This is a genomic window from Lysinibacillus xylanilyticus, from assembly GCF_001183605.1.
Taxonomy (GTDB): domain Bacteria; phylum Bacillota; class Bacilli; order Bacillales_A; family Planococcaceae; genus Lysinibacillus; species Lysinibacillus xylanilyticus.
On the sequence record NZ_LFXJ01000005.1, the window covers coordinates 362,514 to 381,342 of the forward strand.

19 protein-coding genes and 1 pseudogene are annotated in these 18,829 nt (G+C 37.9%); 16 read left to right on the top strand and 4 right to left on the bottom strand.

Going from position 1 to position 18,829, the window contains the following annotated elements; translation table 11 throughout:
* Window positions 1-17: 17 nt before the first annotated feature.
* Complete coding sequence (locus tag ACZ11_RS04880; RefSeq protein WP_049664193.1) at window positions 18-1,151, top strand: ABC transporter permease; 1,134 nt, start codon at window positions 18-20, stop codon at window positions 1,149-1,151.
* Window positions 1,148-2,272: an ABC transporter permease gene (locus tag ACZ11_RS04885; protein WP_049664195.1), complete on the top strand. Its 1,125-nt coding sequence runs from the start codon at window positions 1,148-1,150 to the stop codon at window positions 2,270-2,272. The genes ACZ11_RS04880 and ACZ11_RS04885 overlap by 4 nt, the downstream gene beginning before the upstream one ends.
* Window positions 2,273-2,535: 263 nt before the next feature.
* Here ACZ11_RS04885 and ACZ11_RS26515 read toward each other — a convergent pair whose 3' ends face one another.
* The gene (locus tag ACZ11_RS26515) at window positions 2,536-2,688 is read right to left on the bottom strand and encodes a hypothetical protein (protein ID WP_166672060.1); all 153 of its coding nucleotides are present in this window, start codon (window positions 2,686-2,688) and stop codon (window positions 2,536-2,538) included.
* A gap of 402 nt (window positions 2,689-3,090) precedes the next feature.
* On the opposite strand from ACZ11_RS26515, the gene ACZ11_RS04890 reads away from it, so the two are divergent.
* Window positions 3,091-3,501: an Asp23/Gls24 family envelope stress response protein gene (locus ACZ11_RS04890; RefSeq protein ID WP_049664196.1), complete on the top strand. Its 411-nt coding sequence runs from the start codon at window positions 3,091-3,093 to the stop codon at window positions 3,499-3,501.
* Window positions 3,502-3,583: 82 nt separating this feature from the next.
* Here ACZ11_RS04890 and ACZ11_RS04895 read toward each other — a convergent pair whose 3' ends face one another.
* Window positions 3,584-4,753 (bottom strand): MFS transporter, encoded by a 1,170-nt coding sequence (locus ACZ11_RS04895; RefSeq protein WP_049664198.1) that lies wholly within the window; start codon window positions 4,751-4,753, stop codon window positions 3,584-3,586.
* Between the two features lie 236 nt (window positions 4,754-4,989).
* The gene (locus ACZ11_RS24930) at window positions 4,990-5,172 is read right to left on the bottom strand and encodes a DUF2197 domain-containing protein (protein ID WP_082172675.1); all 183 of its coding nucleotides are present in this window, start codon (window positions 5,170-5,172) and stop codon (window positions 4,990-4,992) included.
* A gap of 239 nt (window positions 5,173-5,411) precedes the next feature.
* Here ACZ11_RS24930 and nusB point away from each other — a divergent pair, with 239 nt between their 5' ends.
* The 3 genes from nusB (at window position 5,412) to ACZ11_RS04910 (ending at window position 7,656) form a co-directional block, all read left to right on the top strand.
* Complete coding sequence (gene nusB, locus ACZ11_RS04900; protein WP_049664199.1) at window positions 5,412-5,792, top strand: transcription antitermination factor NusB; 381 nt, start codon at window positions 5,412-5,414, stop codon at window positions 5,790-5,792.
* Between the two features lie 33 nt (window positions 5,793-5,825).
* Complete coding sequence (gene folD, locus ACZ11_RS04905) at window positions 5,826-6,692, top strand: bifunctional methylenetetrahydrofolate dehydrogenase/methenyltetrahydrofolate cyclohydrolase FolD (RefSeq protein ID WP_049664201.1); 867 nt, start codon at window positions 5,826-5,828, stop codon at window positions 6,690-6,692.
* Between the two features lie 148 nt (window positions 6,693-6,840).
* Window positions 6,841-7,656, top strand: a complete 816-nt coding sequence (locus tag ACZ11_RS04910; RefSeq protein WP_049664202.1) for an undecaprenyl-diphosphate phosphatase — start codon at window positions 6,841-6,843, stop codon at window positions 7,654-7,656.
* Between the two features lie 132 nt (window positions 7,657-7,788).
* Here ACZ11_RS04910 and ACZ11_RS26175 read toward each other — a convergent pair whose 3' ends face one another.
* Window positions 7,789-7,959 (bottom strand): hypothetical protein, encoded by a 171-nt coding sequence (locus tag ACZ11_RS26175; RefSeq protein WP_161804435.1) that lies wholly within the window; start codon window positions 7,957-7,959, stop codon window positions 7,789-7,791.
* 392 nt (window positions 7,960-8,351) lie between these two features.
* On the opposite strand from ACZ11_RS26175, the gene xseA reads away from it, so the two are divergent.
* From xseA to ACZ11_RS27415, 10 genes and pseudogenes are all read left to right on the top strand, one after another.
* Window positions 8,352-9,704: an exodeoxyribonuclease VII large subunit gene (xseA, locus tag ACZ11_RS04915; RefSeq protein ID WP_049664204.1), complete on the top strand. Its 1,353-nt coding sequence runs from the start codon at window positions 8,352-8,354 to the stop codon at window positions 9,702-9,704.
* A gap of 2 nt (window positions 9,705-9,706) precedes the next feature.
* Window positions 9,707-9,940 carry an exodeoxyribonuclease VII small subunit gene (xseB, locus tag ACZ11_RS04920; RefSeq protein ID WP_049664205.1) on the top strand — a complete coding sequence of 78 codons (234 nt, stop codon included), beginning with the start codon at window positions 9,707-9,709 and terminating at the stop codon, window positions 9,938-9,940.
* A gap of 2 nt (window positions 9,941-9,942) precedes the next feature.
* Window positions 9,943-10,824: a polyprenyl synthetase family protein gene (locus ACZ11_RS04925; RefSeq protein ID WP_049664207.1), complete on the top strand. Its 882-nt coding sequence runs from the start codon at window positions 9,943-9,945 to the stop codon at window positions 10,822-10,824.
* A gap of 163 nt (window positions 10,825-10,987) precedes the next feature.
* The gene (gene dxs, locus ACZ11_RS04930; RefSeq protein WP_049664209.1) at window positions 10,988-12,889 is read left to right on the top strand and encodes a 1-deoxy-D-xylulose-5-phosphate synthase; all 1,902 of its coding nucleotides are present in this window, start codon (window positions 10,988-10,990) and stop codon (window positions 12,887-12,889) included.
* On the top strand, window positions 12,889-13,707 hold the full coding sequence (locus tag ACZ11_RS04935) for a TlyA family RNA methyltransferase (protein WP_049664211.1): 819 nt from the start codon (window positions 12,889-12,891) through the stop codon (window positions 13,705-13,707). The genes dxs and ACZ11_RS04935 overlap by 1 nt, the downstream gene beginning before the upstream one ends.
* 100 nt (window positions 13,708-13,807) lie before the next feature.
* Window positions 13,808-14,257 carry a transcriptional regulator AhrC/ArgR gene (gene ahrC, locus ACZ11_RS04940; RefSeq protein ID WP_049664213.1) on the top strand — a complete coding sequence of 150 codons (450 nt, stop codon included), beginning with the start codon at window positions 13,808-13,810 and terminating at the stop codon, window positions 14,255-14,257.
* Between the two features lie 35 nt (window positions 14,258-14,292).
* Window positions 14,293-15,978: a DNA repair protein RecN gene (recN, locus tag ACZ11_RS04945; protein WP_049664214.1), complete on the top strand. Its 1,686-nt coding sequence runs from the start codon at window positions 14,293-14,295 to the stop codon at window positions 15,976-15,978.
* A 126-nt stretch (window positions 15,979-16,104) separates the two neighbouring features.
* Window positions 16,105-17,052 carry a SpoIVB peptidase S55 domain-containing protein gene (locus tag ACZ11_RS04950; protein ID WP_049664215.1) on the top strand — a complete coding sequence of 316 codons (948 nt, stop codon included), beginning with the start codon at window positions 16,105-16,107 and terminating at the stop codon, window positions 17,050-17,052.
* Between the two features lie 341 nt (window positions 17,053-17,393).
* Window positions 17,394-18,185 (top strand): annotated as a pseudogene (gene spo0A / locus ACZ11_RS04955) (sporulation transcription factor Spo0A).
* Window positions 18,186-18,304: 119 nt separating this feature from the next.
* Window positions 18,305-18,541, top strand: a complete 237-nt coding sequence (locus tag ACZ11_RS27415; RefSeq protein WP_134008450.1) for a site-specific integrase — start codon at window positions 18,305-18,307, stop codon at window positions 18,539-18,541.
* Window positions 18,542-18,829: the final 288 nt, after the last annotated feature.

Sequence of the window (18,829 nt, forward strand, 5' to 3'; positions counted from 1 at the left end):
GAGGTGGTGGTGAAACTATGAATATTCTTACACAAATTTATTATTCAGGAAAGCGGATCTTGATGGATCCTAAACCTATCTTCGTCAGATTGCTCAGTTTTATGGTGATTATCTTAATATTGGGTTCAGCTTTCAAAGACCAGTTTAATGTCACCTCATTGGATAAAGTTAAGGTCGTCTACAGCAATAAGGATTCAGGTCCACTTGGTAAACTGTTCATCAACTCCATGATTGGTTCGCAAGACATTAAATCCTTGGCGGAGTTCGATCAAGTTCACTCTCTTGATGAGGGACGAGAGATTCTAAATAACGATGAGGCAGATGCGTTTATCTATATTCCTGATGGATTCTCGAATCAAGGGGAAACGGAAGGGACAAGCAAAACGGTTGAAGTCTACCTTGCCAAATCTACCGGCGTCGATACGACAATCGTCCGGAATGTCGTGGACACTCTGGTGAATGACATGAATACCGCAGGCGTAGTCGCCACCATGTCGGGCGATTTGCAAGTTGAACAAGCGAATTCGGATACTAGTTTGAAAGAAGAGCCTCTAACCGATTCCAAATCGGCAACAGCGATGGGGTATTACGCCATTGCAATGCTTCTGATGTTTCTGTTACGCGGTCAGGAATACGGCGCGTCCGGAATGGGAGAGGACTATTTGGGCACAGTGGGTGATCGGCTCAAGCTCTCGCCGATTAAACCTTTTGAACAATACCTAGGTAAAACGATTGGTCTTTCCTTGGTTACCTTCTTGCAGGGCATGGTGATTATCCTATTTACCAAATATGTATACGATGTTGATTGGGGTGATCACTTTGCTGTCATCGTTTTGGTTGTCTTTGTATTCTCCTTATTAACCACGACGCTAGGTGGCATGTTAACCATTCTCACCCAGGATTCCGTAAAAGCCGATTCTATTGCTAACATTGTGACTCTGGGGTCAACTTTCCTTATCGGTGGCTTTGTCATTGTTGATTTTGGAGCCTTCGCAGCAATTGCGCCAAGCTATTATGCAAAATCAGCGATATTCAATGTCGTGTATAACGATCAGCTGGGTTCTGCTTTTATGAATATTGGTCAAATGTTGGCTATCACGATGTTATTCGCGGTGATTAGCATTTTGGTTTCAAGGAGGAAAAGAGCATGACAATCTTATCCAACAGCATAAAACGAATATTTCGTAAACGAACAAACATCTTGTTTATGCTTGTAATTCCGATCCTAATGAATTTGTTTTTGATTTCCGCTGCAACTAAAGATGTAAAATATAATTTAGGCATACTAGATCAGGATTCCACCCCGTTCACAAAGGAACTTGTCTCGAAAATGCAAGAAAAATACAATGTGACATTACTGACCCCAAGTGACGATGTGAAGGGCTTAATTGTAAACAAGAAACTGGACATCGCTTTTACTTTTCAATCAGGATTCACTGCAGATATGCTGGAAGGAAAAGATGTTGCTGCTATAAGCTATGCCCTTGAAGCTTCCAATGTGGCCAGACCCGTTCAAGTGTATGTATCTAGTTACATATCGTCTGCGAAACAAATTGCGACATCTGCAAAAGGGAATGAAGATGTATTCTATAAGGGGTTGGAAGCTTACAATAAGAATGCATTTGCTGTTGAATATAAGAGCTTTTCCACTGGTGTCTCTGAAAAAGACGTAAACAATGCGGTTACGTCACTGGGATACATCGCGTTTGGTATGTTGTTTCTGATTTCCTTTTCCACAAGCTTGATTTTGGAGGATAAGCTTACCGGAGTCTATGATCGGATCACTGCAACCCCGCTGACACGATCTAGTTATTTCTCACAGCATATGTTAGCCAGCTTCCTTGTTGCAGCGATTCAGGTTCTGCTGTTAATCAGTTCTTTACCGAAACTGGTCGATATATCCTATGGGTCGACGTCAAATCAGCAACTGGAGGTCATCGCAGTTTGTCTTGCGTTAGCCCTTGCCTGCGTAGCCATTGGCGTTGCCATCAGCAGATTTTCAAAAAGCGCACTGATGGCAAGCTCGCTTACAGCTTTGATCAATATCCCGATGCTTATGCTCGGTGGATGTTTTTGGCCTAGAGAAATCATGCCGGACTTTATGCAAAGAATTAGTGATTTTATGCCAACGACTTGGTTTTTACAAGCAGGGGAGACTGTTTTGTACGGCAAAGGTTTAAACGGTGCCATCCCTGAATTATCATATTTGATTGGCTTTGCTGCCTTGTTGTTGATCGTAACATTTGCCTTTAAGTCGGAAAAAGTGAGATAAATACAAATAAACTCCAGTCATGGATGAAGTGCATCCCATGTACAAGGGGTATAGAGGAAAACTATAAATTTTTATTACCTTCTAACTTTTATTAGTTAGGAGGTTTTTTAGACTGTAAAGTGCAAGAGAATCAGTCGCGGATGTTGTTTAATAATTGCTAAGTAGCTTATTGTGAAGTTATAGGAGCGATTGAAGAAGCGGAAAAAAGAACTAGCGTCTAGTAACTAGTCCTGATACATACAAGCTTAGAATTAATGTTCAACTTAATCGCTTGTATTTTCTTCTTTATCTCGGTTGTTCTTTTTCAATATTTCAATGATTTCTTTATTTTGGTCACGTATATCTTTCAAAATTCTTTCTATTGCTAAACCTGTAAAAACTAAAAGTAACACTAATATAAACGTAAAAATACCCATCTAGTTCAATTCCTTCTCTTACATATTTCTTAATTATTCAGAAATTCCATATATAAGGGAATTATAGCGTATTATGATTGTTTGTAGAAATTAAAATGGAAAAATTGAAATATTTTGGTATGTTATCTAAAGTCGTAGGTGATAAAATCAACGTCAGGTTTTAAAGTGGCTAATAGAAGGATTCACTCTACTGTAAGTTAAATTTGATTTGATTAATTTGCATAGAGGGTGGGGGAGATTCATTTGTGGAGTAGCAGCTGTTTTCGCTTTTCATATTTATCGACATTAACCTGTCCCAAATAAATTAAATCGGCTTTGCGAAGCCAAACCTTCCTTTTTATAGTATAATAAGCGTAAGTACAGCATTTGTTTGTGATGTGTAAGGGAAAGGATGATATTTGTATGGCAGAGAAAGTAGGACAATCTTTCGTACAACCAACGCCTTCTGGAAAAGAAGAACTTGGGAAAATTGAAGTAGCAGCAGAAGTAATCGAGGTTGTTGCTGGAATCGCAGTGAACGAGGTAGAAGGGGTCGCGGCAACTCGTGGTAATATTGCTACTGGCGTAGTAGAACGCTTCGGTAAAAAAGTTCACAATAAGGGCATTAAATCGGGTGTTACTGAAACTGGTGAGATTGCCATTGATGTATTTTGCTCTGTAAAATATGGCTTTACAATCCCAAAAGTGGCGAAGGAAGTACAAACTCAAATTCGCCAAGCGATTTATAATATGACAGCACTTGAAACAGCAGAAGTGAATGTACACATTACAGGTATTCACTTTGAAAAAGAAGAAGTAGCTGTACAAGAATAAAAAGAAGGGTTGCCTATAGGGCAATCCTTCTTTTTACGTAGTTAACGGAAATTGATTAGCAGTGATTAGTATCGCTACTTTATTATATTTCAATTTGCTTTGGCTTTCTCCAGAACAAAGCAAGTATTACGCCGATTGCTAAAACAATTGTCGCAAAGTAATATGGATAGTTTAAATTTATATCGAACAATATCCCACCTAAAATAGGACCAAAGATATTACCGAGACTTGTAAACATGGAGTTCATGCCACCGACGAATCCTTGTTCATTACCGGCAATTTTCGATAAATAAGAGGTAACGGCAGGACGTATTAAATCGAAGCCGACGAAAATAAAGAAAGTGACAAATAATATTGCGAAATAGTGGCTAACAAGGGTCATAGCAAATGTTAAAACAGCAGATAGGATGAGTGAATATCGTATAAGATTAATTTCGCCCATTTTCTTTGTCAGCCAATCGAATAATACTAGCTGAGCAACGGCCCCAACTACCCCACTTCCCGTAATAATAATCGCGATATCTGAAGGCGTGAATGCGAATTTATGATCCACAAATAGGCTAAATAACGATTCAAATGCAGCTAAACCAAATGATAGTACGAAAATAAGCACGAATGGTATAAGGTATAGTGGGCTAAAAATGCGCTTCGCACTGCCTAAAATTGATGGTGCAGACTCTGTATCATCTGAAGTACGTGCCGGCTCTTTTAGTAATATAATTGATAAAATCGCTGCTAAAAATCCAAGTATACCTGCAGCGTAAAATGGTATGCGTGTTCCGAATTCTGCCAAAAATCCACCGATACCAGGTCCGATAATAAAGCCAGTACTAATCGCTGCACTCATATAGCCTAGTGCCTTTGAACGTTGTGACAATGTTGTAATATCAGCAATATAGGCGGTCACCGCAGGCATGATAAAGGCAGCACTTACACCACCTAACATACGTGAGATAAAGAGTATTTCAACTGTGCGCCCAAGTCCGAATAGCAGCTCTGAAAAACCGAATATAAAAAGACCTGCAACGATCATAATTTTTCGGCCAATACTATCCACCATTTTACCGGCAAATGGTGAGACAATAAGTTGAGTAATAGCAAATGCTGCCACCATATAACCAACAACAGAGCCTGAAATTTTCAGGTCATTCATGATTGTTGGTAGCACAGGTATAACTAAACCAATACCTAAAAAGGCAATGAATAAATTCGATAATAAAATACTTAATGTTAAAATTTGTTTCTTATTCATTTTGTTCTCCTTCAATCTTTCACGATACATGAATCTAAATCTACTATAATATTTCCACGTAATACAATAAACCCTATAGTAACTATAGGGTCAAAAGATTTGTTTTAATTTTTTTCAGTTTTTTATAAGTTTGGAAGTATTAGTTCGTAGTTATACTAGGTGGCACAATAATTTTTAAGGTAGCAGAGAAAGTGCACAATAAATTTTTTTATTGCTTCGAAGTGTTGTTTCACTATTTAAGTATTCCCTCGACTAATAATTCCTAAAGAAGTTTTTATGGCTTCAAAACGAATTTTATGTTTACAATCCTCGCAGTAAAATAGGCGGGATTTGCGTTCTTTGTATTGCTTATATTGTTCCTCACCCTCATATAATTTGAAAGTTCTTTTGCAACTTGTACATTTAACTTCATAATGCATAATGTACACTTCGAAAGATGAATTATTTTCCTTAATTATAACATTCTTGTTATTTAAACATTAATGGTGAATTTTCATTTTCTACATTTAATTTCATAAAGTTGATTGAAGGGTGTTAAAATAAACAAAAACTTGCTTGAAAAAGGTATCAGATTATTTAAAACTTGCTTGAATTCGTGTTTCTCATACGAATTTATGCTATTATAAACCTTAATGCCACTTAAGAAGGAGAGCTTTACATGAAACGACATGAAGCACGCGAAAAAGCGTTGCAAGTTTTGTTTCAGCTAGACAATACTGAACTAACAGTAGAAGAAGCAATGGGCCATATCAAAGGTCAACCAACAAATGTCTTCTACGAAAAGATTGTTACTGGAACAGTTGAACATTTAGAGGAAATCGATGCTACTTTAGAGCAGCATCTTGAAAAGTGGTCACTTGCCCGTTTACCTAAGATTGAAAGAACGGTTTTACGTCTAGCTGTATACGAGATTTTATACATGCCAGAAACACCAAAAAGAGTAGTACTTAATGAAGCAATCGAGTTATGCAAAACATTTGGAGACGATGGCTCGTCGAAATTTGTTAATGGCGTACTTTCTAAATTTACAGAACTATAAAATGTGTTGAATTGGAAGGAGTAACTAAGGTCTATGTCAAGTGCAATTATTAATGGTAAAGAAATTGGTCAAGAAATTCGTAATTCAGTAGCAGAGCGAGTAACGCGTTTAAAAGAGCAAGGATTAACACCAGGCTTAGCGGTTGTTTTAGTAGGAGACAACCAAGCCTCAGCTACATATGTGAGAAATAAGCAAAAATCTTGTGAAGCCATTGGTATGTTTTCTGAGCTAATCAAACTACCAGAGGAAACTACGCAGGATGCATTATTAGCACAAATTGAATTATTAAATAATCGTGAAGATATTCATGGTATTTTAGTACAATTACCACTCCCAAAACATATTGATGAGGATACTGTTATTGCCACAATTGCTGTTGAAAAAGACGTTGATGGCTTCTCACCAGTAAGTGTTGGGAAAATGATGCTTGGCCAAGACACATTTTTGCCTTGTACACCGTTTGGCGTAATGAAGCTTCTTGAATATTCAGGAATTGAAATAGCAGGAAAGCATGCGGTCATCGTGGGTCGTAGTCATATCGTTGGGAAACCAATGGGACAACTTCTACTACAAAAAGATGCAACCGTTACATACACGCATTCCAAAACACCAAATTTACCTTCATTTACTAAACAAGCAGATATATTAATTGCAGCAGTTGGACGTGCAAACTTTATTACGAAGGAGCATGTTAAAGAAGGCGCAGTTGTTATAGATGTTGGAATTAATCGTGATGAAAACAACAAGCTTTGCGGTGATGTAAACTTTAGTGAGGTCGATGGTATTGCTTCTCACATTACACCTGTACCAGGCGGCGTAGGACCAATGACAATTACTATGCTACTATTCAACACAGTTCAAGCAGCAGAAAATAAGCTTGCACTTCAAGTTAAGTTATAATTTTAAATGACTCTTTAATTTGCAAAAAGCTATCTCAATATTCTTATTGAGGTAGTTTTTTTGCATTTTTTTTTACTTTCTGGGTGTTCTTTGTGAACGAACGTCTAATGTAACGTTTGGGTCATACATATAAATAGGGAGGTTTTTTTTGGAAAACATAGATTTAATACTTTTAATCAAACATATCATTATCGGTCTTGTACAAGGATTTACTGAGCCGATTCCTGTATCATCGAGTGGACATGTTATGATTGCTAGTGAAATTCTTGGTCTAGGTGAGCAAGGTTTTACTTTTGCTATTTTAACGAACACAGCTTCTTTACTAGCTATTGTCTATATTTATCGGGAGGATATTGTCCGACTCATCACAAATTTTTTCCTTTATCTAAAAACACGAAAGAATCGTTATAAAGCTGATTTTCGTTTTGCAGTATTTATTGTGATTGGTTCTATTCCAGCAGGCGTTTTAGGTGTTTTATTAAGTGATGTTATTGCGAATAATGTTGGTATGACTACAATTGCTCTTATGTTATTTGTGACAGGTATTGCCTTATGGCTAATCCGTAATATGCGTGGTACGAAAAAGGATGCGGATTTGACTGCAAAAGACGCCATTATCGTAGGTCTTGGTCAAGCTGTAGCTTTAACACCTGGCATTAGTCGTTCAGGAGCAACCATTATTTCAGCCATTGCAGTTGGTATGAAGCAGGAAACCGCTTTGCGATTTTCCTTTATGCTTTATATTCCTGTAAGTCTTGGTGGGGTTGTCCTTGGGATCTCAGATTTTTTAAAAGAACCTAATAAAGGTGCATTAGCAATTCCTTATGCTGCGACATTTATTGTTACATTATTTATGACTTATTTTGCGATGCGTTGGTTTATGGGAATCATGAAAAGTGGCAAGCTTAGCTACTTTTCATATTATTGCTTTCTCGTAGGTACGTTATTATTAATATTTTATTAATTTAAAAAGCCTCATAACTATAATTAGTTGTGAGGTCTTCTTGTTGAAAAATGAAATGAATGTTGTAGCGTCTTAAATGAGGAGGTTTACCGTTCCAGGCTACAAGCCATAATGGAAAAGAAAAGACTTTTATCAGTGATGTGCTTGTAGCTTACTGTTACTTCCTTCCCCTATGTTTCGCAGATATAAGTATTTGTTGTTGCTGCCGCTTCGCTTTCGCACAGAAAAGCCATGTTGCTGCCGCTTCGCTTTCGCACAGAAAAGCCATGTTGCTGCCGCTTCGCTTTCGCACAGAAAAGCCATGTTGCTGCCGCTTCACTTAATTGCTATAAACTTCATCCTAAAGTTAAATGAAATAGTTGATTGTAGTGGAGACCAGGCGACTCCTCCGGGATCAGCGGCTTCCCAAAAAAGCGCCCAATCGGAACGAAAATCAACCCCTCACTTTGCCGAGAAGTTGCAGTGGAATTCCTGAATTTGTAATTCTAATGCGTTTGCATAAGCAATCATTTCGTTTGATGGAAGCTTTATCGAGGTAACTATTCAATAGAAATGTTATAGTAAGATTTTCAAAGTATGAGAAAGACAGTCGTTTTTTCTAACGAAACTGCATTTTGGCACGTCAGGCGCAATAAAAAATGTTATGATAGGTGTAGTTTTGTGAAAAACTTGATTTTAGTAAAGGAGCCGGAAAAATGTCATCTGCTTCTTATTTAACTGTAAAAGCATTAACAAAATATATTAAACGGAAATTTGATGCTGATCCGCATTTACGTGAAGTCTACGTAAAGGGAGAGTTATCCAATGTCAAGATTCATCAATCAGGACATATTTACTTTACATTAAAGGATGATGGAGCACGAATTGCTGCTACCATGTTTAAAACGGCAGCCACAAAATTAGCGTTTGAACCAAAGGAAGGTATGCAAGTATTTATCCGTGGAGATGTAAACGTTTATGAAGGCTACGGTACATATCAATTATATGTACAGGAAATGCAACCAGATGGAATTGGTAGCTTGTTTGTTGCCTTTAACCAGCTGAAAGAGCAGTTACAACAAGAAGGGCTTTTTAAACCTGAGTGGAAACAACCAATTCCGAGGTTTCCAGAAAAAATCGGTGTTTTAACGTCGACAACAGGTGCCGCCATTCGAGATATCTGTACAACATTAAAAAGACGCTATCCGCTTGCGGAAGTTTTTATTTATCCAACCCTTGTACAGGGAGCACAAGCAGCGCCAAATATTGTTCAAAATATTGAGCGAGCAAATATTGATGCTAGTTGCGATGTATTGATTGTTGGGCGTGGCGGTGGATCAATTGAAGATTTATGGGCATTTAATGAGGAAGCTGTTGCACGAGCGATTTTTGAAAGTCGTATTCCTATTATTAGTGCAGTAGGCCATGAAACTGATACGACTATCGCGGATTATGTAGCTGATTTGCGCGCACCGACACCAACTGCAGCTGCTGAAATGGCTGTACCGGATCAACAAGATTTATATCAACGGGTGCTTACACAAAAATCACAACTGCATCAAATTGTAAGAGCGCAACTTATGGCAGAACGTCAACGTCTAAATAAGCTCCAACAATCTTATCCGTTGTCAATGCCAGAACGCCTATATCGACCATTTACGGAAAGGCTGGCACAACTCGAATCGGGATTACAAAAAGCAATGCAAGTCGATTTGATGAAGAAAACAGCGAAGTTTCAACAATTACATAGTGCGGTAGAACAGCACTCGCCGAAAAAGGCATTAGCTTTCCATCAACGAGAACTAGAAACTCACGTCCAACAATTAACTCGTGCTGCAACGCATTATGTAACGAAGCAAAAACAACAATTTGAGGCAACTGTCAGAACTTTAGAGGCATTGAATCCACTTGCCATTTTAACAAGGGGCTTCACGGTAGCTTATAAAGATAATCAAATGTTAAAATCATCAGCTGATATAAAGCCACAGGATCAATTAACACTTTCCTTCCATGATGGAAAGGTTATTGCTGATGTGGTAAAGATCTTGCCGAAAAATGAGGGGGAATAATTGTGGCAGAGAAACAACAAACTTTCGCAGATGCAATGATGGCACTTGAGGAAATTGTCCGTCAGCTAGAGCAAGGTGATGTGCCGCTAGAAAATGCAATTGATCTATATAAACAAGGAATGGAGCTATCACAATTTTGCCATAGCAAGCTGCAACATGCTGAGGAGCAGTTAATTTCTATTGTCCAAGAGACAGGTGAGACTACGGCATTTGATCCACTAAAGGGAGAGAACTAAAAATGAACGAGCAATTAAAACATTTTATTGAAAGCAACATACCACAAGTTGAAGCTGAAATGTTTGCACTAGTCGAGAAAATTGATGCACCAGTGAATTTAAAAGAATCAATGCTTTATTCATTAAAAGCTGGAGGTAAACGTATTCGCCCTCTTTTCGTATTAGCTGTTCTTGAACTATACAATAAGAATTTGAAGGATGGTTTAACTGTAGGGTCTGTAGTTGAAGTCATCCATACGTATTCGTTAATCCATGATGATTTACCAAGTATGGATAATGATGATTTCCGTAGAGGAAAGCCAACAAATCATAAAGTTTATGGTGAGGCATTAGCGACACTTGCAGGCGATGCATTGAATACACTTGCGTTTGGTATTTTAGCACGCATGGATGTATCAGCTGAAAAACGCATTGAACTAGTCAATCTGTTAAGTAAAGCAGCTGGTGCAGAAGGTATGGTTGGGGGTCAAGTACTCGATATGGAAGGTGAGAAGCGTCAGCTAAACTTAGCTGAACTTGAGCATGTCCATGTCAATAAAACTGGCGCTCTTTTACGATTTAGTATTGAAGCGGGAGCAGTGTTAGCTGATGTAACGCAAGAAAATCGCGAAACTTTAAAGGAATATGCGCATCATATCGGTCTTGCCTTCCAAATTCAAGACGATATTTTAGATATTGAGGGTACTACAGAAGAACTAGGTAAAACTGCCGGTAAAGATGTAGCAAGTGATAAAAGCACATACCCAGCTCTATTATCTATAGATGGAGCAAAAGAAAAGCTTACTGAGCATTATCAACATGCCATTAACGCACTAGATAAATTGGAAGTGGATTCCAGCTTATTGCGTGAGTTTGCAGCCTATATTGTACATCGTAAAAACTAGGGGAAAAACGAGGCGTTAACGGCACATAATATGCTAGAATAGGTGAGGGCGTTTGCCAATGTGCAAACATAAAGTGTTCGTACTTTTAGCATATTAATAACACTGTTATAATGGTGGAAACACAATTACGGTGAATAATTTATTGAAAAGGTGTGTGAGAAAGGTGGATTTAAATAAGATAACTAGTCCAGCCTTTTTAAAAAGCTTAGATAAGAAGGGCCTTGAGCGACTTGCACAAGAAATTCGTACCTTCTTAATCGAAAAATGTTCTGTCACAGGTGGTCATATTGGACCGAACCTAGGTGTTGTGGAGCTAACAATTATGCTCCATAAAATGTTTGACAGTCCACAAGATAAGTTTTTATGGGATGTTGGCCACCAAGCTTACGTGCATAAAATTTTGACAGGTCGTGCAAATCAATTTGATACATTACGTCAGTTCAAAGGGCTTTGTGGTTTTCCAAAGCGTGTGGAGAGTGAACATGATGAATGGGAGACTGGTCATAGCTCGACATCTTTGTCAGGAGCCATGGGTATGGCAGCAGCACGTGATATCAAAAAAGAAAAGAATTTCGTAATCCCAATTATTGGAGATGGAGCCTTAACTGGTGGTATGGCACTGGAGGCATTAAACCATATAGGTCATGCTAAAACAAATATGATTGTCATTTTAAACGATAATGAAATGTCAATCGCTCCAAACGTCGGAGCGTTACACAATGTACTTGGGCGTCTTCGTACAGCCAAAGAATATTCAAAAGCAAAAGAAGAACTGGAATCGCTCATTAATAAAATTCCAGTGCTAGGTGGTAAGCTTGCTACAACGGCTGAGCGCGTAAAGGATAGCTTAAAATATTTAGTAGTATCAGGTGTGTTCTTTGAAGAGTTAGGCTTTAAATATCTTGGTCCGATTGATGGACATGATTTTGATGCTCTGGAGACAACTTTATCACAAGCTAAAAAAGTAAAAGGCCCAGTGCTCGTTCATGTCATTACGAAAAAAGGCAAAGGTTATAAACCTGCAGAGGATGATACAATTGGTAATTGGCATGGGACAGGACCTTATAAAATTGAAAACGGTGCCTTTGTAAAGTCTGAGGCGAAAGGTCCAGCTTGGAGTAGCTTGATTGCTGATACAGTCCGCAAAATTTCTCATGAGGATAAACGCGTTGTCACTATTACTCCTGCAATGCCAGTGGGTTCAAAATTACAAGGGATTCAAAAGGATTTCCCAGAACGTTTCTTTGATGTGGGGATTGCTGAACAACATGCAGCAACGATGGCGGCAGGTTTAGCGACTCAAAACATGAAGCCATTTTTAGCCATTTACTCAACATTCCTTCAACGTGCCTATGACCAAGTACTACATGATATCGCACGTCCAAATCTGAATGTCTTTATTGGAATTGACCGTGCAGGCTTAGTTGGTGCAGACGGTGAAACACATCAAGGCGTATTTGATATTGCATTCCTTCGTCAAATACCAAATATGGCAATTATGATGCCAAAAGATGAAAATGAAGGTCAGCATATGGTGAAAACAGCCATTGACTATGATGGCGGTCCAATTGCGTTACGTTATCCACGAGGTAATGGTATAGGTGTTCCGTTAGATGATGAGCTTCTGACGTTACCTATTGGTAGCTGGGAAGTGTTACGTGAAGGTAAGGATGCAACGATTTTAACCTTTGGTACGACGATTCCTATGGCAATGGAAGCAGCCAATATTTTAGCACAGCAAGGTATAGAGATAGAAGTAGTCAATGCTCGTTTCATTAAACCGATGGATGAGGATATGCTTCACCGTATATTAACAAGTCGTAAACCAATATTGACGATTGAAGAGGCAGTCCTACAAGGTGGTTTTGGTAGTGGTGTATTAGAATTTGCCCATGACCATGGCTATTTAACTGCAATAATCGATCGCATGGGAATCCCTGATCAATTTATTGAGCATGGTAATGTAGATCAGCTTCTCGCTGAAATTCATATGACGGCTGAGGATACAGTGGCACGTATGCACGTGTTACTTCAACAAAAACAGCAAGTAGGTTTGAATAAATAATGACAAAACAACCAAAAGAACGTGTAGACATTTTACTTGTAGAGCGTGGGCTATGCGAAACGCGAGAAAAAGCAAAGCGCTCTATTATGGCAGGACTAGTTTTTTCTAATGAAACTCGCATTGATAAGGCGGGGGAAAAAATAGCTATAGATGCACCATTACAAGTAAAAGGCTCTGATTTGAAATATGTTAGTCGTGGCGGCTTGAAACTTGAGAAGGCGCTACAAATTTTTGATATGTCTGTAGAGGGGAAGCTAATGCTTGATATTGGCTCCTCTACAGGAGGTTTTACCGATTGCGCATTACAGCAGGGTGCAAGACATTGTTACGCATTAGATGTTGGTTCTAACCAACTTGCATGGAAAATCCGTTCTGATGAACGTGTAACTGTAATGGAAAAAACAAACTTCCGTTATACGACAGCAGCAGATTTAACAGAGGGATTACCAGACTTTGCAACAATTGATGTTAGCTTTATTTCATTATCACTTATTTTACCTGTCTTAAAAACATTATTAATGCCAGGTGGCGATGTAATGGCACTGGTGAAGCCTCAGTTTGAAGCTGGGAGAGAGAATGTCGGTAAAAAAGGTATTGTTCGTGATAAAAAAGTACATTTAGAAGTTTTAGAAAAGACAGCTGCAATGGCGACAGAGGTTGGCTTTGTCGTTAAGGATGCTTCGTTTTCTCCGATTACAGGAGGAGAGGGAAATATTGAATTTTTATTCCATTTAGTGAATCCTATAGGTAATGAAGAAATTCCTGCATATACAGCTTTTAATGCACTCGTTGAAGAAGCGCATAGTGCACTAAAATAACACGTGCTCGCTTATAGAGCCGTGTTTTTTCTTGTGCTTTTATGTGTAAAATGGTAGTGTAAATATACAAATATTCAACTATTTATAAGAGGTGACCGACATGAACAAAGGACAAAGACATATTCGAATTCGGGATATTATTGCCAATCATGAAATTGAAACACAAGATGATTTAGTCGATTTTTTAAAAGATGCAGGCTATAATGTGACACAAGCAACAGTATCACGTGATATTAAAGAGCTTCATCTTGTAAAAGTACCTTTACAGGATGGACGCTATAAATATAGCTTGCCCGCAGACCAACGTTTCAATCCTATACAAAAATTACACCGTGTGTTAGCTGATGCTTTTGTCAGCATTGATGGTGCATCACACTTTTTAGTAATGAAGGCTCTTCCTGGTAATGCCAATGCTATTGCATCACTACTTGACCATTTAGATTGGCCTGAAATTTTAGGTACTATTTCTGGAGACGATACTATTTTAATTATTTGTCGTAACGAAGATGAGCGTGAAAATACAAAAAATCGCTTATTAGAAATGCTATAAAATAGTAGAGTAATTTGATACAGAGGTGACAATTTGTGTTAAGAGAGCTTAGTATTCGAAACTTTGCCATCATTGAGGATTTAACAGTTAGTTTTTCAGGTGGTTTAACAGTTTTAACAGGTGAAACAGGTGCAGGAAAATCAATTATTATCGATGCCGTGCATTTACTTGCTGGTGGACGAGGAAATTCCGAATTTATTCGTCATGGAGCTAAAAAGGCTGAATTAGGTGGTTTATTTCAAATTTCAAGTTCTGGACATCCTGTTCATAAGAAACTTGAAGAGGCAGGCATTGAAATTGAAGAAGATACTATAATTTTGCGCCGTGATTTAAATGATACTGGAAAAAGTGTTTGTCGAGTAAACGGAAAACTTGTACCATTATCTGTACTACGTGATATTGGATCTAGCCTCATTGATATTCATGGACAGCATGAAAATCAAGAACTTATGGATGAGAAACAACATATCAATTTACTTGACCATTTTGCCGAGGAACAACTTACACCTATTCAAGATTTGTACAGTTCCCAATATGATGAATATCGTTCACTAAAAAAAGAATTAGCTTCGATTTCGATTGATGAACAGTTAATGGCGCAACGTATTGATTTGTATCAATTCCAAATGAAAGAGCTGGAGGATGCCAATTTAAAACTTGGCGAGGAAGATGAGCTACTTGATGAACGTCGACGTCTAATGAATTTCAATAAGATTTTCGAACGCTCGAGTGCCGCATATGAAGCTATTCAAGGTGACTCAAAAGGCCTTGACTGGATTGGCAATGCAATGGGTGCCTTAGAGGATGCTGCGACGGTTGACGAGCAATTTAAAGAGGCCGCAGAATCTGTCACAACTGCATTTTATGCGTTACAGGATGCTGCTTACCAGGTCAAAAATGTGTTGGATGAATTAGAATTTGATCCTGCTCGTTTAAATGAAGTTGAGCAACGTTTAGCCTTAATACAAAATTTGAAACGCAAATATGGCTCAACAGTTGAAGAGATTTTAGCGTATTACGATAAAATTAAAACAGAGCTAAATGAGCTCTTAAATCGAGACGAAATTTTGCAAGTAAAAGAACGTAAAGTATTGGAAATGGAAGCAGTGTTAAATGAGCTTGCTTCAGAACTTTCTTCAGTTCGAAAGGACGCTGCACATAATTTAAGTGAAGCTATTATGGCCGAACTACGTGAATTACATATGGAAAAAGCAAAATTCATTGTTAATTTTGATGAATTGCCTTACTTTGATGCGAATGGTAAAGACCAAGTAATTTTTTATATTTCTACAAATGTAGGCGAGCCGCCAAAATCTTTACCGAAAATTGCTTCTGGTGGAGAATTATCACGTATGATGCTTGCGTTAAAGACGATTTTCTCATCTTCTAATGGCATAACATCTATTATTTTTGATGAGGTAGATACAGGTGTAAGTGGTCGTGTTGCGCAAGCAATCGCAGAAAAAATTGCTGCAATATCCGTTAATTCTCAAGTTTTATGTATTTCGCATTTACCGCAAGTGGCTGCGATGGCCGATCATCATTATTTTATAAAAAAAGAAGTCGAGCATGATCGAACATTTACGTCATTATTGGAAATAGATACGAATGCTCGTATTGAAGAAATCAGTCGCATGATGTCTGGAGCGGAAATTACAGATTTAACTTTGCAGCACGCAACAGAGCTCTTAAAAATGGCTAATGAACGAAAAAACAAATGAGATAGCAAAAGAATCCAGAAACAACTCGTTGTTTCTGGGTTTTTTCTTTTTGCGCAAATATTTACCGCTTATAAGAACGCCACAAAAACACATAGTAACAAGACAAAAATAAAAAGGAGGTGTCGTATGTATCGTCGTTGGCGTCAATTTGTCATTTTGCCTATGCTCATTGTTTTATTATTCATGCCCGTAAAGGCTTTTGCCGCAAAAAAGCTAATTCCGATGGGCGAAGCAATTGGTATTCAACTTCAGCTATCACATGTATTTGTAGCACATGATGTGCTATTAGCCTCCAATCAATGGATGAAAGGAGGCGCTGTAATTGAAAAAATAAATGATATGACAGTAAAAACGCTAAAAGATGCCAAAAAAGCTGTTGCTCGGCAAGGACAACAAAAATGGACGTTAAAAAGTGAAGGAAAAGAAGTGACACTTGATTTACAGGAGCAAGAAGCAGAACATGTTATTTCCTTTCTAAAAGATGAAACAGATGGAGTAGGAACATTGACATACATTGATCCAGAGACAAAAAATTACGGTGCATTAGGCCACCAAATCGTTGATTCAACGTTACAAGAAGCCCCTATTTTCCATGCTGGCTCCATTTTTTTAGCTTCGATTCAACAAATTCGTAAAAGCATACCCGGTCAACCTGGCTATAAAATATCCTCCATTGAAAAACATCAAGATCGATTAGGGAGTATAGATAAAAATACAGTTTATGGAATTTTTGGCCGTTGGGAAGACGGTTATCAACAAAGTTTGCCTAAAGCAATTGAAATTATGCATGAAAAGGATATAAAAACAGGGAAAGCTGAAATCTACACGGCGATTGAGGGCAGTAAGGTGGAAACTTTTTCAATTGAAATTACAAAGGTTGAAAATGAACGCCTTGAATTTATAGTAACTGACAAAAAGCTCATTGAAAAAACAGGTGGTATTTTGCAGGGAATGAGTGGCAGTCCTATCATTCAAGACGGTCGTTTTGTAGGTGCGGTTACACATATGTTTGTGGAGGAGCCAAAAAAGGGAGCAGCACTTACAGTAGCAGAAATGTTAAAAAAATCATCATGAAAGAATGGAGCTGCCAAGAGGTAGCTCCATTCTTTCATGAAAATATCTTGTTCATCAAGTATTTCGTTTATTTATGAAGCGATTAGCGACACTTTAAAAAAACTGTAGTTTTATCTCCATTTTTTCTCTAAAATAAATGATATAAGCATATCAAGTTTTGCCAGGTATTTATCATAACTTGTCGATATAAAAAGAAAGTATCGGACTACATACTCATTTTTGAGAATAGAAAAGGTTTTTGAAACAAAAATGTCGAAAATTCCAAAGTGTGCAAAAAATGCATTTGGGGATAGGTGACGCTTTGAGGTGATTCAAAGCACAGTTCAAAAGGAGGAATTTAAATGACAAAGGTTAAAGTAGCGATTGCAGATGATAATCGTGAGTTATTAAAAACGATGGAGCAGTATTTTCAAGGGCATCCTGAAATTGAAATAATTGCAACTGCTTCAAATGGGAAAGTTTGTTTACAAATGCTAGAGGAATTCACACCAGATATTTTACTACTAGATATAATAATGCCACATCTTGATGGGTTAGCTGTTTTAGAGTCGATGTATCAAAATGAACGAATGTCATCAATTCAAGTTATAATGTTAACTGCTTTTGGTCAAGAAGATGTGATGAAACAGGCTGTAGACTTAGGTGCATCCTATTTCATGCTAAAGCCATTTGAATTTGATCAATTGGTTCAAAAGATCTTACATTGTGCTGGACAGAAGGCTACACTTCCTAAAAAGACAAGTGTTTTACAACCAGCGTCACCTCAAAAATTAAATCAACATCAATTAGATAGCACGATTACAGCAATTATTAAAGAAATCGGTGTTCCCGCACATATTAAAGGTTACTCTTATTTATGAGAAGCTATTCAGATGGTGTTCGAAGATATCGAGTTATTAGGCTCTGTGACGAAAATTTTATATCCAGAAATTGCTAAAAAATTCAACACAACGCCATCACGAGTTGAACGTGCGATTCGTCATGCCATTGAAGTCGCATGGAATCGTGGCAATTATGAATCAATTTCGTCGATGTTTGGTTATACGGTACATCATTTAAAGTCGAAGCCGACAAATAGCGAATTCATCGCCATGATTGCAGACAAGATTCGTATCGACATGATGGCTAGTTAATCGCGGTATATCAAGGTTTGTAACGTGTGGCTTAGCGGCGAATGACCGGTAAATCTAAATTAGATAACACTTATATAGCGAAAATTATAACGCCTTTTTAGACAGTTTACGCCGACTGTTTGAGGGGGCGTATTTTTTATGTCTATCAGACCATTTTTAATCGAAATCAACCGTTATATGTTGAATTTTCCGCAAAAGGTCTCTCGCCTAAAACGTTAAGATCATATGAGCAAACGCTTAAACTATTCGCAAGGTATTTCTTGGATAACTTCGAAATAGATGACGTTAAAAATGTCAGGCAGAGCTATTACAAGCTTATATACGTTCAATCGAAGAAAGAGGGAAGTTCGAAGTAAGTGCTGATGAAACGCCTGTAAACTACCCGGAACGGCGTAGCGATTTTGGCAAGCCAGTTAGTAAAACGACAATAGTTAATTATGTACGTAACATAAAAACATTTTATTCACATTTATTTTCAGAACAACTTATCCTCAGCAATCCTTTGAAGGATTTAAATAATGTTAAACCTGAGCGAAAAATCAAAGTTATGCTCGAAGATGAACTAAAACAGTTTTTCCGTTCTTTCGACGTTTCGAAATTCGATCTTTACCTGGGTAATTGCGCGATTAATCTTCGATACTGGG

Excerpts from the sequence above, each read along its gene's own strand:
- ACZ11_RS04880 (WP_049664193.1), top strand. The coding sequence starts at position 18 with ATGAATATTCTTACACAAATTTATTATTCAGGAAAGCGGATCTTGATG.
- ACZ11_RS04885 (WP_049664195.1), top strand. The coding sequence starts at position 1,148 with ATGACAATCTTATCCAACAGCATAAAACGAATATTTCGTAAACGAACA.
- ACZ11_RS26515 (WP_166672060.1), bottom strand. The coding sequence starts at position 2,688 with ATGGGTATTTTTACGTTTATATTAGTGTTACTTTTAGTTTTTACAGGT.
- ACZ11_RS04890 (WP_049664196.1), top strand. The coding sequence starts at position 3,091 with ATGGCAGAGAAAGTAGGACAATCTTTCGTACAACCAACGCCTTCTGGA.
- ACZ11_RS04895 (WP_049664198.1), bottom strand. The coding sequence starts at position 4,753 with ATGAATAAGAAACAAATTTTAACATTAAGTATTTTATTATCGAATTTA.
- ACZ11_RS24930 (WP_082172675.1), bottom strand. The coding sequence starts at position 5,172 with ATGCATTATGAAGTTAAATGTACAAGTTGCAAAAGAACTTTCAAATTA.
- nusB (WP_049664199.1), top strand. The coding sequence starts at position 5,412 with ATGAAACGACATGAAGCACGCGAAAAAGCGTTGCAAGTTTTGTTTCAG.
- folD (WP_049664201.1), top strand. The coding sequence starts at position 5,826 with ATGTCAAGTGCAATTATTAATGGTAAAGAAATTGGTCAAGAAATTCGT.
- ACZ11_RS26175 (WP_161804435.1), bottom strand. The coding sequence starts at position 7,959 with ATGGCTTTTCTGTGCGAAAGCGAAGCGGCAGCAACATGGCTTTTCTGT.
- xseA (WP_049664204.1), top strand. The coding sequence starts at position 8,352 with ATGTCATCTGCTTCTTATTTAACTGTAAAAGCATTAACAAAATATATT.
- ACZ11_RS04925 (WP_049664207.1), top strand. The coding sequence starts at position 9,943 with ATGAACGAGCAATTAAAACATTTTATTGAAAGCAACATACCACAAGTT.
- ACZ11_RS04935 (WP_049664211.1), top strand. The coding sequence starts at position 12,889 with ATGACAAAACAACCAAAAGAACGTGTAGACATTTTACTTGTAGAGCGT.
- ahrC (WP_049664213.1), top strand. The coding sequence starts at position 13,808 with ATGAACAAAGGACAAAGACATATTCGAATTCGGGATATTATTGCCAAT.
- ACZ11_RS04950 (WP_049664215.1), top strand. The coding sequence starts at position 16,105 with ATGTATCGTCGTTGGCGTCAATTTGTCATTTTGCCTATGCTCATTGTT.